This window comes from Niallia sp. 03133, assembly GCF_052663225.1.
In genome coordinates this window covers 368,426-388,612 of record NZ_JBQTCY010000001.1, presented here as the reverse complement: position 1 = coordinate 388,612, position 20,187 = coordinate 368,426, and the positions used below count along the sequence as shown (strand labels likewise).

At 37.4% G+C, this 20,187-nt stretch carries 20 protein-coding genes and 1 tRNA gene; 3 read left to right on the top strand and 18 right to left on the bottom strand.

Annotation, left to right across the window (positions count from 1 at the left end):
• Nucleotides 1–80: 80 nt before the first annotated feature.
• From ACTYBU_RS01965 to ACTYBU_RS01910, 12 genes are all read right to left on the bottom strand, one after another.
• Nucleotides 81–1,418, bottom strand: coding sequence for an ABC transporter substrate-binding protein (locus ACTYBU_RS01965; RefSeq protein WP_445486768.1), 1,338 nt, complete (start codon nt 1,416–1,418; stop codon nt 81–83).
• A gap of 34 nt (nt 1,419–1,452) precedes the next feature.
• A complete protein-coding gene (locus ACTYBU_RS01960; protein ID WP_445486767.1) occupies nt 1,453–3,039 on the bottom strand; it encodes a response regulator transcription factor in 1,587 nt (528 codons plus the stop codon).
• Nucleotides 3,036–4,814, bottom strand: a complete 1,779-nt coding sequence (locus tag ACTYBU_RS01955) for a cache domain-containing sensor histidine kinase (RefSeq protein WP_445486766.1) — start codon at nt 4,812–4,814, stop codon at nt 3,036–3,038. The genes ACTYBU_RS01960 and ACTYBU_RS01955 overlap by 4 nt, the downstream gene beginning before the upstream one ends.
• A gap of 1,297 nt (nt 4,815–6,111) precedes the next feature.
• Entirely contained in the window at nt 6,112–6,846 is a 735-nt protein-coding gene (locus tag ACTYBU_RS01950) for an amino acid ABC transporter ATP-binding protein (protein ID WP_445486877.1), read from the bottom strand.
• Between the two features lie 17 nt (nt 6,847–6,863).
• A complete protein-coding gene (locus ACTYBU_RS01945; protein WP_445486765.1) occupies nt 6,864–7,523 on the bottom strand; it encodes an amino acid ABC transporter permease in 660 nt (219 codons plus the stop codon).
• Between the two features lie 256 nt (nt 7,524–7,779).
• Nucleotides 7,780–8,556: an amino acid ABC transporter substrate-binding protein gene (locus ACTYBU_RS01940; RefSeq protein WP_445486764.1), complete on the bottom strand. Its 777-nt coding sequence runs from the start codon at nt 8,554–8,556 to the stop codon at nt 7,780–7,782.
• A gap of 461 nt (nt 8,557–9,017) precedes the next feature.
• A tRNA-Val gene (locus tag ACTYBU_RS01935) sits at nt 9,018–9,089 on the bottom strand.
• Between the two features lie 264 nt (nt 9,090–9,353).
• Nucleotides 9,354–10,415 carry an LLM class flavin-dependent oxidoreductase gene (locus ACTYBU_RS01930; protein ID WP_445486763.1) on the bottom strand — a complete coding sequence of 354 codons (1,062 nt, stop codon included), beginning with the start codon at nt 10,413–10,415 and terminating at the stop codon, nt 9,354–9,356.
• Between the two features lie 359 nt (nt 10,416–10,774).
• Nucleotides 10,775–11,305: a GNAT family N-acetyltransferase gene (locus tag ACTYBU_RS01925; RefSeq protein WP_445486762.1), complete on the bottom strand. Its 531-nt coding sequence runs from the start codon at nt 11,303–11,305 to the stop codon at nt 10,775–10,777.
• A gap of 250 nt (nt 11,306–11,555) precedes the next feature.
• Nucleotides 11,556–11,819 carry a glutaredoxin family protein gene (locus ACTYBU_RS01920; RefSeq protein WP_445486761.1) on the bottom strand — a complete coding sequence of 88 codons (264 nt, stop codon included), beginning with the start codon at nt 11,817–11,819 and terminating at the stop codon, nt 11,556–11,558.
• Entirely contained in the window at nt 11,816–12,856 is a 1,041-nt protein-coding gene (locus ACTYBU_RS01915) for an LLM class flavin-dependent oxidoreductase (RefSeq protein ID WP_445486760.1), read from the bottom strand. The genes ACTYBU_RS01920 and ACTYBU_RS01915 overlap by 4 nt, the downstream gene beginning before the upstream one ends.
• Nucleotides 12,853–13,302: an NAD(P)H-dependent oxidoreductase gene (locus ACTYBU_RS01910; protein ID WP_445486759.1), complete on the bottom strand. Its 450-nt coding sequence runs from the start codon at nt 13,300–13,302 to the stop codon at nt 12,853–12,855. The genes ACTYBU_RS01915 and ACTYBU_RS01910 overlap by 4 nt, the downstream gene beginning before the upstream one ends.
• A 150-nt stretch (nt 13,303–13,452) precedes the next feature.
• Between ACTYBU_RS01910 and ACTYBU_RS01905 the strand changes: the two genes are divergently transcribed.
• Both ACTYBU_RS01905 and ACTYBU_RS01900 read left to right on the top strand, forming a co-directional pair.
• Nucleotides 13,453–14,361, top strand: coding sequence for a LysR family transcriptional regulator (locus ACTYBU_RS01905; protein ID WP_445486758.1), 909 nt, complete (start codon nt 13,453–13,455; stop codon nt 14,359–14,361).
• A 51-nt stretch (nt 14,362–14,412) separates the two neighbouring features.
• Nucleotides 14,413–14,604: a Fur-regulated basic protein FbpA gene (locus ACTYBU_RS01900; RefSeq protein ID WP_445486757.1), complete on the top strand. Its 192-nt coding sequence runs from the start codon at nt 14,413–14,415 to the stop codon at nt 14,602–14,604.
• A gap of 128 nt (nt 14,605–14,732) precedes the next feature.
• On the opposite strand, the gene ACTYBU_RS01895 is transcribed toward ACTYBU_RS01900, so the two are convergent.
• The 5 genes from ACTYBU_RS01895 to ACTYBU_RS01875 form a co-directional block, all read right to left on the bottom strand.
• Nucleotides 14,733–15,923: an amidohydrolase gene (locus ACTYBU_RS01895; protein WP_445486876.1), complete on the bottom strand. Its 1,191-nt coding sequence runs from the start codon at nt 15,921–15,923 to the stop codon at nt 14,733–14,735.
• Nucleotides 15,924–16,038: 115 nt separating this feature from the next.
• Nucleotides 16,039–16,296: a hypothetical protein gene (locus ACTYBU_RS01890; protein WP_445486756.1), complete on the bottom strand. Its 258-nt coding sequence runs from the start codon at nt 16,294–16,296 to the stop codon at nt 16,039–16,041.
• Complete coding sequence (locus ACTYBU_RS01885) at nt 16,293–16,532, bottom strand: GNAT family N-acetyltransferase (RefSeq protein ID WP_445486755.1); 240 nt, start codon at nt 16,530–16,532, stop codon at nt 16,293–16,295. The genes ACTYBU_RS01890 and ACTYBU_RS01885 overlap by 4 nt, the downstream gene beginning before the upstream one ends.
• Nucleotides 16,529–16,729, bottom strand: a complete 201-nt coding sequence (locus ACTYBU_RS01880) for a hypothetical protein (protein ID WP_445486754.1) — start codon at nt 16,727–16,729, stop codon at nt 16,529–16,531. The genes ACTYBU_RS01885 and ACTYBU_RS01880 overlap by 4 nt, the downstream gene beginning before the upstream one ends.
• Before the next feature lie 17 nt (nt 16,730–16,746).
• Entirely contained in the window at nt 16,747–18,075 is a 1,329-nt protein-coding gene (locus ACTYBU_RS01875) for an LLM class flavin-dependent oxidoreductase (protein ID WP_445486753.1), read from the bottom strand.
• A gap of 568 nt (nt 18,076–18,643) precedes the next feature.
• Between ACTYBU_RS01875 and ACTYBU_RS01870 the strand changes: the two genes are divergently transcribed.
• Nucleotides 18,644–18,835: a hypothetical protein gene (locus ACTYBU_RS01870; protein ID WP_445486752.1), complete on the top strand. Its 192-nt coding sequence runs from the start codon at nt 18,644–18,646 to the stop codon at nt 18,833–18,835.
• Nucleotides 18,836–18,943: 108 nt separating this feature from the next.
• Here the strand turns inward: ACTYBU_RS01870 and ACTYBU_RS01865 are convergent, their stop codons facing one another.
• Nucleotides 18,944–20,122, bottom strand: coding sequence for an amidohydrolase (locus tag ACTYBU_RS01865; RefSeq protein ID WP_445486751.1), 1,179 nt, complete (start codon nt 20,120–20,122; stop codon nt 18,944–18,946).
• Nucleotides 20,123–20,187 lie beyond the last annotated feature (65 nt).

Here is a 20,187-nt window from a genome sequence, read left to right as displayed (position 1 = left end):
AGAGATTTTGGCTGTGCTTTAAGAGATAAGAAAGTATAAGTTTTCTGAAGTCAGAGAAGTGTCTAGCGCTTGCGCTTTTCTTATTGATTGATGTTTTCTTGCAGGCCTTTATTTATTCTCTCCACCGCTTTATCTGCTGCAATTTTTACATTCTGATTACTGATTCCAACCTCTTCAAACAACTTTCTTATTTCATCACTAACAACTGGATAAGCAGGAGTAACGGGGCGATTTTTTGAAAAGGACTGCGCTTGTTCCACAAATATATTTTTCGGGTAGACTTTTAGCTCTGCCAATTCTTCCGCAACCGAATATCTGGCCGGTATATCTCCCGTTTCTTTTACATATTTTTTTATGCCTTCATAGCTCGAAATATACTGAACAAATTCCCAAGCCTCTTTAGGATAGTTTGTCTTTGCAGAAATTCCAACAGCCCACCCGCCATTAGGAACAACTTGTTCTATCCCCTTTGGAATTGGAGCAATTCCAAATTCTTCTCCTAATTTAAATTCTGGATGATTAATCTTGTAATCTGCCAACGTCCACGAACCTAAAACAGACATAGCCAAATGACCATTTACAAAAGGATCTTCTGGAAGCTCAATGGATGCAACATGGTATTTTTGGTAAAGATCCTGATAAAATTGCAGTGCTTCTATTGATTCATCCGAGTTTAAAAACCCAGTAGCCGTCGTTCCTTCTTTATTTAAGATATCCCCTCCGAATTGCCATAATAAAGGCATTTTAAAATAGGCAGGGCCTTCTCCATCACTAAATCCCTGCGCTGGATCGATGCCATATATGTTCTTTGAAGAATCAGTCATTTTTTTTGCCATATCTAAAACCTGCACCCATGTCAACGGTTTATAAGGATCTTCTGATGGAAACGCTAAGCCTGCTTCCTTAAACAATTTTTTATTATAAAATAGCGCAATGCCGGATTCCACTATTGGCGCTAAATAGATTTCGTTTTTGTACGTCAACCCTTTTAAAGTTGAACTTGGTATGTCTTGAATATAGTCTTCTTTTTTCATGTAAGGATCCAATGACAATAACAAGCCAGAGTCTGCATATAGAGCTAGATTCGGGCTGTCTATTGACATAATATCTGGTGCATTTCCTGCGACCAGCTCTGTTCGCAGTCTCATTTCATAATCCCCAAATGGTATCGACACTAATTTTATGCGAATAGATGGGTGGGCTGACTCAAAAGAGGATACTAGTTCCTGAAAAGCATTATTTTCCGCCTTTGTTCCATAATTTCTCCAAAATGTTAACTCTATCTTTTTGCCAAGCTCTTTTCTTTCATCTCCTATTTGCTTTTTATTGGAAAAGGGAGAAACAAAAGTTAATATATACACTCCAATTGAAAGAATAAAGATTAGGAATAAAATCGCTAAAATCCATTTTTTTCTCATCTTCTATCCCTGTCTCCTTTTTGTACCTTGCTCTTTATACTACAGATTTACGAAAATCTGCTGGTGTTTGACCAAAATACTTTTTAAATACGGTGCTGAAATAGCCGGAATTAGAAAATCCGACCAACTGTGCAACATCGATTATTTTCAAGTCATGATCTTGTAAAAAATCAAGTGCTTTTGCCATTCGTAAATGAAGTAAATAGTCGCTGAAGTTTTGACCAATATGCATTTTAAACAATTCCGATAAATAAGCACTATTGATATGAAACTGTTCCGAAAGCATGGTAAGAGAAATCTCTTCTCCATAATGTTCCTCTAAATAAAATCGTATATTTTCTACAATGGAAACACCAACACTTGCCTTTGATTTATGCACTTGGTCCATAATGGCATTTCCTAATAGAATCAATGTTTCTCTCACTCTATTTTGAGAATTAAGCTCCCATATACTTTGCTGGCAATTCCACACAAATTGTTTGATTAGTTTTTTTTCCACTTCATATTTATCAGCAAGTGAACTTAATAAAAACAACAACCGGTTGGAGACGAAAAAGTAAGACAAAATCGAATGGGCTTGGCTTTTTCCTAAAATAGCAGAAACATGTTCATCAAAAGCGTCTTTTTTATTGCTTTCAATGCTATTCGTAATCTTTTTTTCTAGATCTGGTGTAAACTTAAACATTTCTTTATGAACCGTTTCATCTAAGATTTGCGATTGCAGCCCTATGTCGCTTTGACTCCAGGACAGCAAACTTGATCTATATCCATTTTTCATATTTTTATAATGGGAAATGACATTGCCAACCCCAATAACTACTTCTAGATTCATATAGGTATTCACATAATGAGTAATTTCCCTCACTAAGCTTTTTTGGTTATTTTCGCTATCTGCTTTTACTAGATGAACAAAATGAATCATGTTCCTGTATTGAGGATCATAAAAAGTATACGTCTGTGTACGCTGTTTGGCGATTTCTCGGCAAAGCATTCGAAAAGGCTTCCAAAGATCCTTTGCTTGATGGGGATTTTTATTGGAATCCCGCAGCTCTACCGAGATAAACTGAAATACCCCTTCCTCTAATTGAAAATGTTCTAGATTTAATTGTTTAATAGTTTCAAAGGAAAGAGATCGTTCCATCCAGTCTTCTTTTACAAGCTGCAGCAGAAACTGTTCTTGTTCTGCTTCCTTTTGTACAGCTGCTTGTTGAATGATTTTATCCGCTTCTTTTCGCTGATTAGACTCCTCCTCTATTTCATTTCGCGCTACTTCTAAAGCTTCTACTAATTCGTCTGGTGCTACTGGCTTTAATAAATAGTGCTTCACTCCTTCTCTCATCGTTGACCGTGCATATTCAAAATCATTAAATCCAGATAAAACAATGACTTTTACCAATGGATAAGTATAATGACAATTCTTAACAAATTCAATGCCATCCATTATTGGCATTCTTACATCTGTAATAGCAATATCCACTTTATTCTCTTTCAGGAAAGAAAACGCTTCCAAACCATTAGAAGCCTCTCCAACAATTTCTAAACCTAAGTTCTCCCAGTTGACTTTCATCCGGAGCCCTTTTCGGATTTGAACTTCATCGTCAATGATGATTACCTTCTTCAAGGCTGCACCTCCTTGGTTAATTGAATGCATAACACGATGGATGTTCCTTCGTTATGTTCTGTTTGAATATCATACGTAAACTTGTCGCCATAATAAAGTTTTAATCTTCCAAGAACATTTTTTAACCCGATGCTGTTTCCGCTGCTGTTTAATACATTACTGCTTTCATTATTTTGCTCCATATACATAAGCTCTTTATAAACATCGCTTGCCATGCCGATACCGTTATCTTGTATTAAAAGGAATAAAGTATCTTTAATGCACTCCGTTTTTATTAAGATTTCAGGTGGTCTTTTTCCTTGCAAACTATATTTAACGGCATTTTCTACAAGGGGCTGAACAATAAATTTTATTATGGGAATATCATTAGCTGATGGATCCTCTTCTATTTTTATATCAATCGTATCTTCATACCTTAGTTTTAATATATTGGTGAAATTGCGAATATAGCTGATCTCTTCCTTTAGTGGAACAATATCATTGCTCGTATTAAGCGAATATCTCATCATCCTCCCTAAGTATACGCTCACATTTACTACTTCTTCATTTTTTCCCTGCGCAGCTAATCCTCCCATAATTTCAAGGGTATTATTCAGAAAATGTGGATTTATTTGCAGTAATAATGCTTTATATTCTGCATTTTTCCTGCGCAAGTTTGCTTCATACTCTGTTGCAATTAAATGGTTCAACCGATCAACGGTATGACCAAAAATATTGATGGCATATCCGACTTCATGCTTATATGGTTTGATCGTTTTCATAAATCGTTTTGCTCCATTAAAATCTCCATGTTCTATATACCCCATTGCTTTGCGAAGCATTTCAAGCGGTTTAACAATTGTAGAAGACTGCATATAAGAAGCTAGGATGGTCGCAATAAAAATCAATGCACATATGATGAATAAATTTCGCTGCAAGTGGACTATTTTTGCAAATAGTTCTGATTTTGTCACTTCACTGATAAGGACCCAATTTCCTACACTTAATTTCTGATAAAAAACTAGATAGTCTTCCCCTTTGTACGTTGTTTCTATTAGCCCTTTTCCTTCCGGATACTCCGACATTTCTTCTAAACTTTGTGAAAGAACTTTTCGTGGTGTTTTGATTTTTCCCGGCAGGATATTGGTTCCACTTTGATCAACTACATAAACACGTCCTTTTTCCCCTACTTTAATTTTCGTTAATGCATTTTCTAATGCTTTAGAAGGAAAGTTTACTTTAATAACCCCAACCGCTTCTAATGTAGATATATTAAATAACGGAAGAAGGTAACTAATTACACTGCTTTCTTTCATTTCTTGCGACAACTGATAAGGATCCATATGTGCTTTTACCCATTTTTGATCCTTTTCCTGAAAATTTTGAAACCACTCTGCCTTGTTCAGTTGGTGATTATTTCCCCAAGTTCCTGTTCCATCATTCAAAAAAACAGCAATAGATATAGAGTTCGAATTATTGACCATCATTGACGATAATTGCATTTTCAATTGATTCTTCAACAATACTTTTTCAGTATTCGATATATCACTATCTGCATTGATCCAATCTCGAGTTGCTTGGTTGACAAGCACTTGCTTCCCTAAATCCTCCACTTGCGCAGTAATAGAATCTATATACAAAGAATATTGATCCATCTTCTCAATCGTGTTATTTTTTGTCTGTTCTTCCATAATTCGCGTAAATCTAGTTGGAATCATGATAGATACGATAAGAAAAGGGACAGTTAATAACAAAGTAAAAATAAGAAATATTCGATTCCGCAGCGAAAAAAACATACATCCTCCTCCAAAAAAAGAAAACCCTTACATTTTATTAAATGAAAATAATTCTATACCAAAACAACCTAACATTCTATTTCTCTTTTAAAATTCTACTCTGAAAAGTGTGGTGTTCTTGTGAGTAGTCCGCAGCCGGCATATACTTCGCTTTCCATGGGGCGGGCGCCGAGCCTCCTCGAAGCTCACTCCTGTGGGGTCTCTGCTGTCCCGCTAATCCCATAGGAGTCTTCGTATATGCTGGCTACTCCGTGCTATAAAATAGGGATACTGCTTCTTTTCATGTGCCGTGTTGCGAATGTTTACTTATATGATTGCCTTCTCTAAAGAAAACGCTTTTCTTTCAATGTAACATAAAAGGATTCTGGTTGCCATCTATTATTTTTGTTTTTATTCAATTTTTATGAAGGAGGTTCTTTATCCCACTCATAACGGGCAGTAAGACTCCCGCCTAAAGATACCGAGAAATCGAGGAAGATAGGCAGGGAATAACTGCCCGTAAAGGTCCGATAAGTGCAACTAACCATCAGTGGGGGAGGAGGAACCCCCCCACTGATGGAAGTTCACTTAATTTGAGAGGATTCCTTGAAAAGTATGTCTGATTAGTCCCCACCGCAGTCAGAATACACTTCGCTTTCCACGGGGCGAGCGGTGAGCCTCCTCCTCGCTGCGCTCCTGCGCGGTCTCACCTGTCTCGCTAATCCCGTAGGAGTCTTCGTGTATTCTGACTGCTCCCTGCTTCAAACATAAACAATAAGAAAAGCGCAAGCGCCCTTGCTCATCGACAGAATAAGCTGAGGTCCACAGGATGTGGATTACACAAACGAAGACATAAGGACGTGGCGGTTTTAGTTTGTGTTCCTTGAAGAGATAAAGGAAACACGAAGAACGAAGTGATTCGATGTTGACTACGCAAGCGAGGTGAGGGAAGCGTTGAAGTCGATAGGGCGCTTGCGCTAGACACCCGTTAGACTTTAGAAAACTTATACTTTCTTATCTGTTAAAACAAAATTGGAAGCTGCTTCTTTTCATCCTGCATGGTGCAAATTTGTTTGCATAGTAAACTCTGTTAAACATAAATATTGCAATTCATGAGAACTCGCTCTCTTTCGGCAGATTCTTATGAATTGCAATATTTTCTAAAAAACAATTTGAATATAGCGGAGATTTACTTGAATAATAGGAATAGGTATTTCTTTGTTTCTCTTGTTTAAACCATATTCCTATCTTTTTTTAGTTTTGGCCAGGCTGACATCCCAACCAAACCGTTTAGAAACTCATCCAATTTGAATGTAATTTACTTTAAAAATGCTTTTGTTCGTTCAAATTGGGGATTTGTAAATAAATCCGCTGGATGGCCTGATTCCACAATTTCTCCGTTGTCCATGAAAATAACGTTGTTTGCGACTTCTTTTGCAAATCCCATCTCATGTGTGACAACAACCATGGTCATATGCTCTTCAGCCAAGTCTTTCATCACGTTCAATACTTCTCCGGTCAATTCTGGATCTAAGGCAGATGTTGGTTCATCAAAAAGTAAAATCTCTGGGTTCATCATCAATGCACGAGCGATTGCTACTCGTTGCTTTTGTCCGCCTGACAGATTTGCTGGATAGGCAGATGCCCTGTCTGTCAATCCAACTTTCTCCAACAGTTCTTTGCTTCTAGCTTGAATTTGAGTGGATGATTCTTTCTTCGCCATTTTAGGGGCAAGCTCCAAATTTTGTTTTACCGTTAAATGTGGAAAAAGATTAAAATGCTGAAAAACCATCCCCATTTTCGATGTAATTTTCTTGATTTCCTGCGAGTTGGAATATACCCCATCCTTCACTAAATCATCGCCGTCTATCCGAATGCTTCCTCCTTGTATTTGTTCTAAGTGAACAAGGCTGCGGAGCATCGTGCTTTTCCCGGAACCTGAAGGACCAATTACTGCCACTACATCGTTTTTATTAATATCAAACGTTATTTGCTTTAATACATCCAACTTGCCGTATGACTTTTTAAGATTGGATATTTCCATAATAGCCATCATTCATCACACCCTTTTTATTCAAATTTAAATCTTCGTTCCATCCATTTAAAAAATATCGTTAATACAAGCGTCATGATTAAATAAATGATCCCGGCAACAAAAAATGGCACAATCGTAAAGTCTCTGTTTACTGCTGTCTGTGCAAAGTGCAATATTTCTGGAACGGCGACTGCATAAAGCAATGCTGTATCCTTAACCAATGTCACAGATTCATTTGCAACAGCAGGCATTGCTGTTCGAAACATTTGCGGCAAGATAACACGTGTTGTCGTCTGCCATTTATTTAAACCAAGTACTTGAGAAGCTTCATATTGGCCTTTATCGATTGCCAAGAGCCCCCCTCGAAATATTTCCGCAAAATAAGCAGAATAATTTAAAACAAATCCTAAAGATGCTGCAACAAAACGGTCTAACACCATGTATTCCCCAACTACAGGAATCATTGGCAATCCAAAGCATATAAACAATAGCTGCAGCAGCAGCGGTGTACCGCGCATCACGTAAATATACGTATGGGCAAACCAGGATAAAGGCTTGATGCTGCTTCGTACAGCCAGTGTTAAAAGAAATCCTAATGGAATCGATAGGATAATAGCAATTAAAAATAGTAGAATCGTTGCCTGCGCCCCTTCCAACATGGGCTTCAGTATTGAGATTAAGTATTCAAGTGACATGAAAAAAATTCCCCCAATAAACAAAACAGGACTCATCTAGGAACCCTCAGGCTGTCGACAAACGCTTGCTTTCTTCGTTGTTCGCCTTGCTCGGATGCTCATTACCCATCCACGGTAACTCCGCTCCTCCCAAGGCTTCACGCCTCGAAAGCAAACGTTTTCGATAAGCCAGAAGTTACTGCAAAAACCAGTTTGTCTACACACTGAGATTCCTCTAGGAACCCTGTTTTGCTCTATATTTATTCAGTCGTTTCTATTAATTTAAAACTTTTTTTTGTCCAAACCACTTTTTCGAGATCTTATCAGCAGTGCCGTCCGTATTCATCTCATCAAGTGCTTTTTGCAGTTTCTCCAGCAGTTCCTCATTCCCTTTTTTCACTCCAACTCCATATTCTTCTGGAGCAAGTGATTCTTTTAGAACTTTAAAACTTCCTTTCTCTTTCGTCATGTAATAATCAATAACAACCTCATCAATTACTACTGCATCCAAACGGCCAGACTTTAGATCATTTAGGGCCATTACATTATCCGAAAACTCAGTAACTTCTTTGATTTTCGACTTAATTGGATTTGCCTCCAAAGCATCTGCAGCAGAAGACAGAGATTGTAGACCAACTACTTTTCCTTTTAAATCATTCAGATTAGCAAGTTTAGAATCTGCCAAAGTTACAACAACTTGTGCATTTTTCAAATAAGGCTTCGTGAACAGCACTTTCTTTTTGCGTTCATCTGTAATCGTATAGCCATTCCAGATAAGATCAATTCGACCACTGCTTAATTCTGATTCTTTTGTTTGCCAATCAATAGGCTGAAACGTAACTTTCACACCCATTTTTTCAGCAGCAGCTTTCGCGTAGTCAATATCAAAACCAACAATTTTATTATTAGCATCTCTAAATCCCATTGGAGCAAATTTATCGTCGATGCCAATTACTAATGTATTTTCTTTGTTATTCGTTGTGGAATTAGAGCATCCCGTAAGAATTAAAAATAATGCTGTTATGCTTAGAACAATTGTAGCCAAACGTTTCATCTTGTTGAATACCACCTTTAGTTGAATTAAATTTTCTAGTATAAAAAAACTACACTTCTTACTATTTAAGGAATTCAAATAGCCTCCTATAAAAACCTACAAATTAGGATTAAAACATACATATTCCTACAAACACTTTATCACGATAATATATTAGAGTAGTGAACGAACTTATATAATCTATCATGAAGTAAAAGTTTATGTCAATGAAATTTTTTAGTATATTAGCAGACTAAAGAGTTGAATACTTATGTTGCCATTTAAAAGCATTTAATGGTTTATGAATAAAACAAACCTTAGGAATATAAGAAGGATGAGATATTGAATGGATTAAATACAGTGCAGCGATTTAGAAGGGGAATGTTATTTGGTCAGTTGTTTGGTCGGTTTAACATTCTATTCAAAAATAAAAGGGTTTCTCTTTAGTCGAGAAACCCTTTTATAACAATGTTTATTGAATATGACCTGAGAGGGATTCGAACCCCCGACCCCGTCCCTGTCAAGGACGTATTCTCCCGCTGAACTATCAGATCGTATGGAGATGAAACGGAAGAAATTCTTCCTTTGTATAATAGCATAAAATAATTAACTTTTGCTACTCCAAAAGGAAAATATAACTAACTTCACGTGTTCTTATAATGCTGAAGCAGCCATTGTCCTGCTAGATTACCCTTTTTCTGCCGTCACACCTGCTTTTTCCGCCGTCGCTGCCTCTATCAACCTCGCATAACTTCAAATAAAGCGAGAAAAGCATTCCCGATCTCATTCTATATTTTTGGCATCATGAACACACTGGTTCAACTCAAATCAGCTACTATAGCTTCATTCGTCCAAATCGCATCCGGAATTTCTCGGCGAAGAACCGGTATGACCTCTTCAGAAAACCGTTCGATTTGTTCCTTTTGTTCCTCCTCGCTTAATCCGTCTACACTAATGCTTTGTACTTGGTGGCCGTAAGCGTTATGGTAGTGAATTATTTTTTCAATAATAGAATCTGCTGAACCAACCAACGCTGGACCGTTGTTGATGTTCTCTTCTAAATCCTTAAAAGGGGATTGATTATGTTTGGATGCATCTGTATTGCTGAATAGATCATAATAGGGGCGATATTTTTTTATGGCTTCTTCTTTTGTATCAGCCAAATAAAGACTGCCGGCGCCTGATCCAATTACGGCCTTACTCGGATCAAACCCATAGTATGCGAGTCTTTCTTTATAATGGTCTATTAAATCTTTATATTTACTCATCGGATGAAAAACATTTGATGAAAAGATCGGCTCTCCATTTTTGGCAGCCAATTCGGTAGAAAGTTTGCTTGAGGCGCTGCCATGCCAAATCGGAATGGATTTTTGATATGGACGCGGTTCGGTTGTTACATTATTTAAAGCTGTTCGATATTTGCCGTTCCATGTAATGTTCTCCTCATCCCATAATCGCTTTAATAATTCATATCTTTCCGCAAGGGACTCCCATTGTTCTTCTTCTGTAATTCCAAAAAGGGGATAATGTCTTGGATCATTTCCTTTGCCAATAACCATCTCCAAGCGCCCCTCTGATAAATGATCCAATGTCGCGTAATCTTCTGCAACTCGAACTGGATCCAGCACACTTAAAACAGCAACGGTTGTAAGTAGCCGAATCTTTGAAGTTGCCGATGCGATAGCTGTAAGAACAATGGCTGGAGAGGAAGAAAGAAAAGGCGGACCATGTCTTTCTCCAACCCCAAATCCGTCAAACCCCTTTTGTTCTGCTAAGACTGCTTGATTGATCACATTTTTAAACTTTTGCTGTGTTGTAAATGTTTCACCAGTGATTGGATTGCCATTATTGCTCATAAGCGAAAATAAAACAAATCGCATGAAAATCCCTCCAGTATCTATTTCTATGAATTGAATAGAAAAACAAACCGTACTGTAAAATAGAAGCTACTGAAAAAGTGATGAATGATAGATAAAATCCTTGCATGTAATAGAAAAAAACGGTTGAAAGGTGTTAAAAAAACACTACCTTGTTGGTTTGGAGAGGCGTCCACACGACTCCTACGGGATTAGCGAGACAGCCGAGACCCCACAGGAGCCCACAGGAGCTTTGCTTCGAGGAGGCTTGGCGATCGCCCCGTGGAAAGCGTGTGGTAAGCCTCGGAAAACCGAGCGAAAACCACTGAACTGCTTGGGTTGTCAGAATATATCGGTTCCTAGCATTCACTTTTTCAGTGACCTCATAAATTGACAACTCCTTCTTTTATATCAAAGCGGAAACATTTGACCAGCACATCCCGATTATAAAACTCTTTTGATTCGTCTCTTTTAAACCCTAGCCATTGATATAAGTCAATCGCTTTTTGCATCAAATCACTTGAGTGTAAATAGAGACTGCCTGCTCCCTTAGATTTAGCATATTCTAAACTTGTTTTTAGTAATAATTGCGCTACTCCTTTTCCTCGTGCTTCAGGTTGTACGGCCAACAACCGTACGATAGGAGATGATATGTTTAATTCAGGTCTGTTATATGCTTCTCCAGATGAATGGAAAATCTGTAATGTACCGATAATTTTCCTATTGCTTTTTGCAACCAATATACGGTCAATATTCGGATTATCAACAGATAATTTGATTTGTTCGATATAATCATTCCATGCTTCAGGACTGTAAAATCCTTGTTCATACTGTTTATAGCTGTCAATTAGAAGCTTTCGAACTATTTCTTTATCTTCCTTTAATAAGTCCTCAATAACTATTTCGTTCATCATCCATCTCCCCCAATCCAAAGATGATATCGTTATTTATCCCACTCTTAACGGGCAGTAAAACCCTCCCCTCGGGGCTGCTGAGAAATCGAGGAAGCTACGTGGGGGAAACTGCCCGTAAAGATCCGATAGAGGTACACAAACTAAGGTCGCCACTTCCTGTGGCAACGTTTGTGTGATCCACATCCTGTGGACCGCAACTAACCATCAGTGAGGGATGAACAAAACCCCCACTGATGGAAGATTCACTTTATTATGGTGTATATAACGCTTCTTTCAATGCCTCCAAGTCTACTTTAAATACTGCTTTATACGATTCTTGCCCGCTGCTGCTGATTTCCACAACCGGAACATAGCGAATGCCGTATTTCACCTCTAATACATCTCTTAACAGGTCATTCTCTGTAACATCTACCGTTGAATATTCCACATTATTTTCTGTTAAATAGGACTTTACTTCCTCACAATAACTGCATCCAGCTTTGCTCCATACCACTACTTTTTTTGTTTGGCTCATCCTACTTCTGCCCCTTCCTTTTTATTCGATTCCGTTTTACTGTCTGTTGGAAATGCTTCTTTTAATAGTTTATAAGAGTATATTTTAGTCTCTATATCTTCAATGGGCAATATGGCCATAATTTCATCCAATTTATATTGTTCGGCTAATTGAACCATTCTTTTTTTTACACTTTCTTGTGTACCAGCAATATAGCCAGCCTTCTGCACCTTAATCTGATAATCGAGTCCTTCACTTTCACTTATTAATTTCTCGGCTTGTTCAAATGTACCTACATTCAAACTTTTTCCATTCGAAAAGATTACCTTCACAATTTCTTTCTGTTTAATATAGGAAAGTGCTTTTTCCTCCTTATCTGAAACCGCAATGGCTGCCGCTAAAATAAAGGACGTTTCTGCATCTTTTGGTGAGAATTTTTGAAATCTTGCTCTTGCCTCTTTTAATACTTCCTCGTCTCCATTAATAAAAAATGCAAACACAAAGGAAATTCCCAACTTTGCAGCTAGTTCTGCACTTTCTGCACTTCCTCCAAGCAAATAAAGCGCTGGTTTGACAGTTGGAATAGGAGTTGCCTTTAACTCCGCATCTGAAAGGTTATAATCATTTGATAGAAAGTTATCTATCTCTTTAATTTTTTGTTCAAAGTTTTTCTGCTGTTCTTTTTTATCCTCCTGAAGTGCTTGGGTGGATAAATTTAATCCGCCTTGTGCTTTGCCCACACCTAAATCCACTCTATTTGGAGCAAGTGAAGCTAACACATGGAATGTCTCTGCAACCTTATATGGACTATAATGCTGCAGCATCACTCCACCTGAGCCAACTCTTATTTTTTTTGTTTTTGCCAATAAATAGCCAATAAGCACTTCAGGTGCAGATCCGGAAATCTTTTCACTGTTATGATGTTCTGCCACCCAAAAACGGTGATAGCCCAAATCTTCTGCGGCTTCTGCTAGACGAACCGTGTTCAACAAACCTTGTTCCGCACTTTCCCCATCTCCCACCGGGCTTTGATCAAGAATACTTAATTTAATGGTCATATTTTCACTCCTCCAACAGAATGGATAAAATCATCCAATACATGTTCCAGCCGATTTTGAGATTCTTCATCCAGCAAATAGCGGTTCTCCTGAAGCTTTGTAACCTGCGTATCAATAATAAAGGCACCAGAAAGAATATTGGCTGCTCCAAGATTAGAAAGGACAGGTTTTAATGCATAATCGATTACCAGCAAATGACCAAATGTTCCACCTAAAACCAATGGTAAAACCGTTTTATCTTTTAAGCCTTTTTGCGGAAGAAGGTCAATATAGGTCTTTAAAATCCCTGTATACGAGGCTTTATATACTGGAGTAAGTAAAATGACTCCATCACTTTTTTCAACTTTTTGATTTGCTTCGTTAATTTGTACGTTCGTATAATTTAACACTCCAGTCAACCTGGAAAAAATTGAATTACCGCCGGATACTATTGTTATTTTTTCCAAAATTACAATCCCCTTCCAAAATACCACCTAATCCACTTGGAATAGTTGTTAATATAGATTATAATAAAGCAAATATCTGCATATGTATAATCAGTAAATTTAATGCTGTACTTTAAGATTTTTAAATTCTCTCTAAAGAGGTGTTACTCATTGGAAATACGAGCGATCAGAACCTTTACAACGATCATTAAATTAGGTAATTTTCAAAAAGCTGCTGAAGCTTTAAATTATTCTCAGCCAACCATTACCCTACATATTAAGCATTTGGAAGAAGAAATTGGTGAAAAACTATTAGATCGTGGAAAAACACTTAAGATGACAGAAGCAGGAAGGCTTTTTTATGAACGAGCGAATGCATTATTAAAGGAGTACGACCGATTAGACAAAACATTGGAAGATTTGGAAGGTGGAAACGCAGGATTGATTCGAATAGGCGTTTCTGAACCAACAGCTAGTTTAGAATTCCCCCGCATACTATCAACTTTCGTCAAGCAGCATCCAAAGGTAGAGGTGTCTATCCATGTAGCCGATGCGAATACTTTAAGTACGATGCTTTATCATGATGAGATTGATTTTGCCATTTGCGGAGCTCCGGAAGTGACAATGGAAAACTTTTATAAACCTTTATACTATGACGACATAGTTTTGCTAGTATTTGAGTCTCATAGACTTGCTGGTAGGAAAGAAATTGAACTAAAAGATTTACAAGATGAAACACTACTATTTACACCGTATAATTGTCCGATTCGGATTAAAATAGAACAATCCATTGTAGAAGCAATCGGAACAAACTATCAAAAATTGGAGATAAGCAGCAGCATGTCCCATAAACATTATGTGCAAAAAGGATTAGGGATTTCCCTTTTTACTCGAACAGCCCATTCATTTCCTATACCAGGAACAAAAGTAATCGAACTTAACAATATGGATGCAGCGCCAGTAATTGGGCTGTTAAGAAGAAATAATAGTAATTTTGGCAAAGCTTCTGCCAGTTTGCTTCAAATCATCGAAGATTATTTTGCAAATAAAACCGCTAGAAAAAAATCATTCGTTAACTAGGCAAAAAAAAAAAAAGAGAATTTCTAATTTTTTTCAATAGGAGGATAAAAAATGTGTAAAGAAGATACCCTTTGCCAACAAAGAAAAATTCTCATCAATAAATTAATCTGCTATGGAAACGAAAACATCACTTCATTAAATAAATTATCTCTAAAAGAGCTGCAAGAAAAATATCATCAATGCGAAAACTGTACGCATCCACATTTTGGGGCAGGATCCATTATATGGAGAAATCGCAAATAATTCAGGCTGTTGCAAGCCGAATTTGATTGTTTTTCATCCATGTATAAATGAAGACATCCAATTCCATAAAAAAATCCATTCTCCTTCGAAAAAAACATCAGGAAGAGAATGGATTTTTTTATAAGGATTCATATTTGAGGAATATAGTGACCAGATAACGTTTTCCCATATAGTTCTATCAATGCTTGTTCTGCTATATCTGCGAAATAATAGCTGGCAGGCAAGATTGCTTCTTCATTTAAATAATATTTCGGATGATGAAGCCCGTATTCTCCCGCTACTCCTATATTAACAAAAGCTCCTCTAATTTTTTGTTGATAAAAGGCAAAGTCCTCTCCACCTGCAGTCGGTTCTACTTCTACGACTTTATAGCCATTTTGCACGGCAATGCGTTTGGCAAAGTGTGTCCATTCTTTATCATTTTGAACAGATGGTGGTCCAGGATGCCATATTAAACGTGCTTCTCCGCCATAGCTTGCAGCTACTCCATTTAACACCCTTTCTATTTTTGCCGGAATCGTTTCTCTTATTTCTTCCTTAAAAGTGCGGACAGTGCCCTCTAAATAGACCGATTCAGGAATAACATTCCATGTATTCCCACCATGTATTTGTGTCACACTGATTACAACACTTTCACTGGATTTCGTCTCTCTGCTCACAATCGACTGTAATCTTGAGATAATTTCCGCGGCAATGACAATAGGATCTATGCCTTCTTCAGGCTTCGCTGCATGACTGCCTTTCCCTTTTACTTCTATTTCAAATCGATCCACACCTGCGGTTAATACCCCTTCTTTTATTCCTAATATACCTAACTCGCTTAGCGGATCGTTATGCAATCCAAAGATTGCCTGGACATTGTCCAACCCTTTTGAAGCGAGGATTGATTTTGCGCCATGCCCCGTTTCTTCCGCTGGCTGAAAGAGTATGCGAACAGTACCCTTTAAGTTCTCTTGCCTTTTCTTTAATAAATAAGCTGCTCCTAATATAACAGCAGTATGAAAATCATGTCCACAAGCATGCATAACACCAGGTACAGCGGATTGAAATGAAGAATCTGTCTGTTCTTGAATAGGAAGTGCATCAATATCAGCGCGGATTGCTATAATAGGACCATCAGCATTACCGCTTATTTCTCCAATGACTCCCGTTTTAAGAGGCAGGTCTAAAATAGGGATATTCGCTTCTTCTAACCATTTTCTTATTTTCAAGGTGGTTTTTACTTCTTCATTCGATAATTCAGGTTCTTGGTGAAGATTTCTTCTGACATCAATTAATTTTTGCTCTAATTCACTTTCATTATTTGTAAAAATATCCAAAATCAATGGTATCTTCTCCTTTTCTACTAGTTAAAATATTCCTGCTTTTAGTTATTAGCAAACCAAAATCCCTTGAGCAAATAGTAAATTTATTAACAGTATATATAATAGACTTTTAAGAAGAATACTCTAGTTTTCGCAAATGATTATCGATCATTTCTTGTTTTCCTAAAACTCGATCTAATATCAACTTTTCATAATAAATAAATTCATTATTTCTAACCCTTGGTCTTGCTAGTGGAATCGAAACATCCATTGCTATATCTCCTTCTTCTATTAAAAGTACACGGTCCGCTAATGCAACTGCTTCACTAACATCATGTGTTACTAAGATGGTCGTAATTTTTTTTTCCAGCCACAGGTTTTCGATCACTTTTTCAGAATAAAAAGTGTATTCTCTTCTTTCATAAATCGATACAAGCATGGGTGACGTTCGGCTGTTGCAAGATAAACAGCTGGCGCTTTTACTGTGTCGCGCAGTATTTTCTCTTCCACATATGTTAATAACCGAGAGCCAATTCCTTTTCTTTTATATTTAGGGTCTACTGCAAACCACCAAATAAAAGGATAAGGACTAATTGGTTCAGGGTCTGCCCAGGGAAATCTCACTGTGACGGTAGCAATGATGGTATGATCTTTCTCCAGAACATATGTATACGGGTAATATTATTTAGGACTAGTTGAATATCAGCTGTTGCTGCTAAAAATTTGATATTTAAATCTCGAATTGGTTTGTATGCTCTTAACGAAACATCCAGTATTTTGGAAGCATCCTCTACCATTGCTAATCTTATAGTTTCTGCCATCATTTCCACACCTTTCTTCACTTAATGAGTTGTTTCGTATAGTGATTTTCTTTATAAGCAAACCCTAAGTTTTCTCGAAGTGTTTCCCCATGATACGCTTTATGGTAATAGCCTTTCTCCTCTAAAATCGGAATAATATGTTCAATCAAATCTGAAAGACCGCTTCCTAGAACTGGTGCCCCAAAAATAAATCCATCAGCAGCTCCACCATCCATCCAAGTGATAAGTTGATCGGCAATTTGTTCATATGTACCAAAAAAGGCACCTTTTGATGTGGTTACCTGTAAGGCCACTTCACGAAGCGTTAAGTTATTCTCTCTTGCCAACTTTTTTATTCCATCTGTAGTGGATTGAAAACTATTTTTCCCGACTTCTCCTATATCAGGGAAAGGTTCATCCAATGGAAACACATTAAAATCAAAATGATCAAAAAATCTGCCTAAATAATTCAAAGCCTCTTCAATGGAAACAAGATTTTGAATAGCTTCATATTTTTCTTCCGCTTCTTCCAAGGTTTTTCCGGCAATTGGATGTATTCCAGGAAATATTTTGATCTCATCCTTATTCCGTCCTAAGCGAACTGCCCGGCTTTTTACATCCTCATAAAATGCTTTTGCTTTTTCAAAGGAATCCGCATTTGTAAATACAGCATCCGCCTCTTTTGCGGCAAGGCTTCGTCCTGTGTCCGATGCTCCAGCCTGAAAAATTACAGGCTGCCCTTGTTTGGATCGTTCAATATTTAATGGTCCTTTTACAGAAAAATGGCGTCCTTTATGATTTAATGTATGAAGCTTATCACGATCAAAAAACAGACCAGATTCTCTATCCCTGACAAATGCATCATCTTCCCATGAATCCCAAAGTCCTTTTACTACTTCTAAATATTCTTCAGCAATATCATATCTCAGACTATGTTCTGGATGTTTCCCTTTATTAAAGTTTTCCGCTGAGCCTTCAAGGGGAGATGTGACCACATTCCATCCGGCTCTTCCCCCGCTGATTTTATCCAATGAAGCAAACTGACGGGCGATGGTAAAAGGCTCACTGTATGATGTGGATACCGTGCCAACTAAGCCAATTTTTTTCGTTACAGCAGCCAAAGCAGAAAGAATCGTTATTGGTTCAAAACGGTTTAAAAAATGTGGAATTGACTTTTCATTGATATAAAGTCCATCAGCAACAAATGCAAACCGAAATCCGGCCGATTCAGCCTGCAGCGCAATTTTTTGATAATACTCGACATTTACACTAGCATCTGCTGGAACAGACGGATCCTTCCATGCATTCATATGCCCCCCTGGACCATGCAGCATTACCCCAAACTGTACTTCCTTTTTTTTCGCCATTTTAAAACATCCTTTCATCCTATCTCTTTATAAATGCGTCATTATCTTTGAGAAAATAAATCCAATAAAGTTTCATTTAAACCAACTAAATACGTTGGAATAGTTGGATGTGTATTTATCTTATAACAACAATGAATAAAAGTATAATTAGTAAAAATAATGTGAATGTTTACTATTCTTAATATACAGATTAGATGGTAGTGGATTTGGAAAAATTTGCAGCTGATTTTAAACATGTTATGAATGGTGAAATAGATATTTACGACTTAATAATTAGACGAGCTATTGAAGTTAACTGGTAAGTGAATCTTTTTTTCAAATTAAAAGAATCCAATATGTTAAGGAAAGAAACAACAGTTGAAGATTTAGAAACCGTTTCCGGAAAAAATTTTTTCATAAAAACCACCTAAACCGCTTGGAATAGTTTATATTCTAAATTATAATAAAAGTACAATCAAGAACTTATCAAAGAGGATGCTAATTTCTAAATAAATTACATGCCGCAACCAAAAAACTTTACGTTGTTAGTCAATTGGAATATAAATAAGCTATTTTTAGGAGGAAGAACATGGGAAACGAGGTTACACAAAACAAAAAAAGAAAGTTGCTAATCAACAAATTAATCTGCTTTGGAAACGAAACACTAGCTGTCTTAAATAGCTTGTCTCTTCATGAACTGCAGGAAAAATATCATCAGTATGAAGTGTTTGCACATCCACACGATGGATCTGGATCACTCATTTGGAGAAAACGCAAGTAAACGCTTTTGAAAAGATACAAATGGCAAAACATATCATACGAACAGGCAAATACAAAAAACATCCTATTCTATTCCGAATAACACGGAATAGAATAGGATGTTTTTTCGTTATTTCGGTGATGCCACTTTAGAAGCTAGCGTCAGTTCATAAAGATGAGATAATGCCTGTTCGGCTAAATTAGCAAAATAATAGCTGGCTGGCAGGATTGCCTCTTCCTTTAAATAATATTTTGGATGGTGCAGTCCGTATTCGCCGGCAACCCCAATATTGACAAATGCACCTCTTATTTTTTGCTGATAAAAGGCAAAGTCCTCTCCTCCTGCAGTTGGTTCTACTTCCTCTACTTTATAGCCATTTTGTTCTGCAATTTGTTTCGCAAACTGTGTCCATTCCGGATCATTTTGAACAGACGGAGGTCCTGGGTGCCATTTCAATAAAGCCTCTCCCCCATAGCTTGCAGCGATTCCTTTTATAATTCTTTCCATTTTTCCAGGAATCTCTTCCCTTACCTCTTGTTTAAATGTGCGCACTGTTCCCTCTATATAAACGGATTCCGGGATAACATTCCACGTATGACCAGCATGTATTTGGGTGACGCTGATTACAGCACTTTCCATCGATTTTATTTCTCTGCTTACAATAGACTGTAATCTAGGAATGATTTCAGATGCCATCATAATCGGATCGATTCCTTCCTCCGGTTTGGCAGCATGACACCCCTTTCCGGTTATTTCTATTTCAAACCGGTCTACTCCAGCAGAAAAAATCCCTTCTTTTGTTGCCATAACACCAAGCTCGCTAAGTGGATCGTTATGGAGACCAAAGATAGCTTCTACTTTGTCTAATCCGTTTGCAGAAAGAATGGACTTTGCGCCATGCCCTGTTTCTTCTGCCGGTTGAAACAGCACACGAACTGTTCCTTTTAAACGTTCCTGTCTTTGCTTCAATAAATAAGCTGCCCCTAAAATAACAGATGTATGAAAATCATGGCCACAAGCATGCATAACTCCAGATACAGCAGATTTAAAAGGAAAATCTGTTTGTTCTTGGATAGGAAGTGCGTCAATATCTGCACGGATGGCAACAATAGGTCCAGATGAACTACCCGTTATCTCCCCTATTACTCCCGTTTTTAGCGGAAGATCTAAAATAGAAATCCCCCCTTCTTTCAGCCAATTTTTTATTTTTTCCGTTGTCTTCACTTCTTCATTCGATAATTCAGGCTCTTCATGCAAATTTCTTCTCACAGCAATTAACTTTTCTTCTAATTCTTTTTCATAAACCATCTTATCCCGCTCCTTTTCACCTTGTTACAACAAGTATAATAGAACTTTCTTTAGAATGGTTGTTT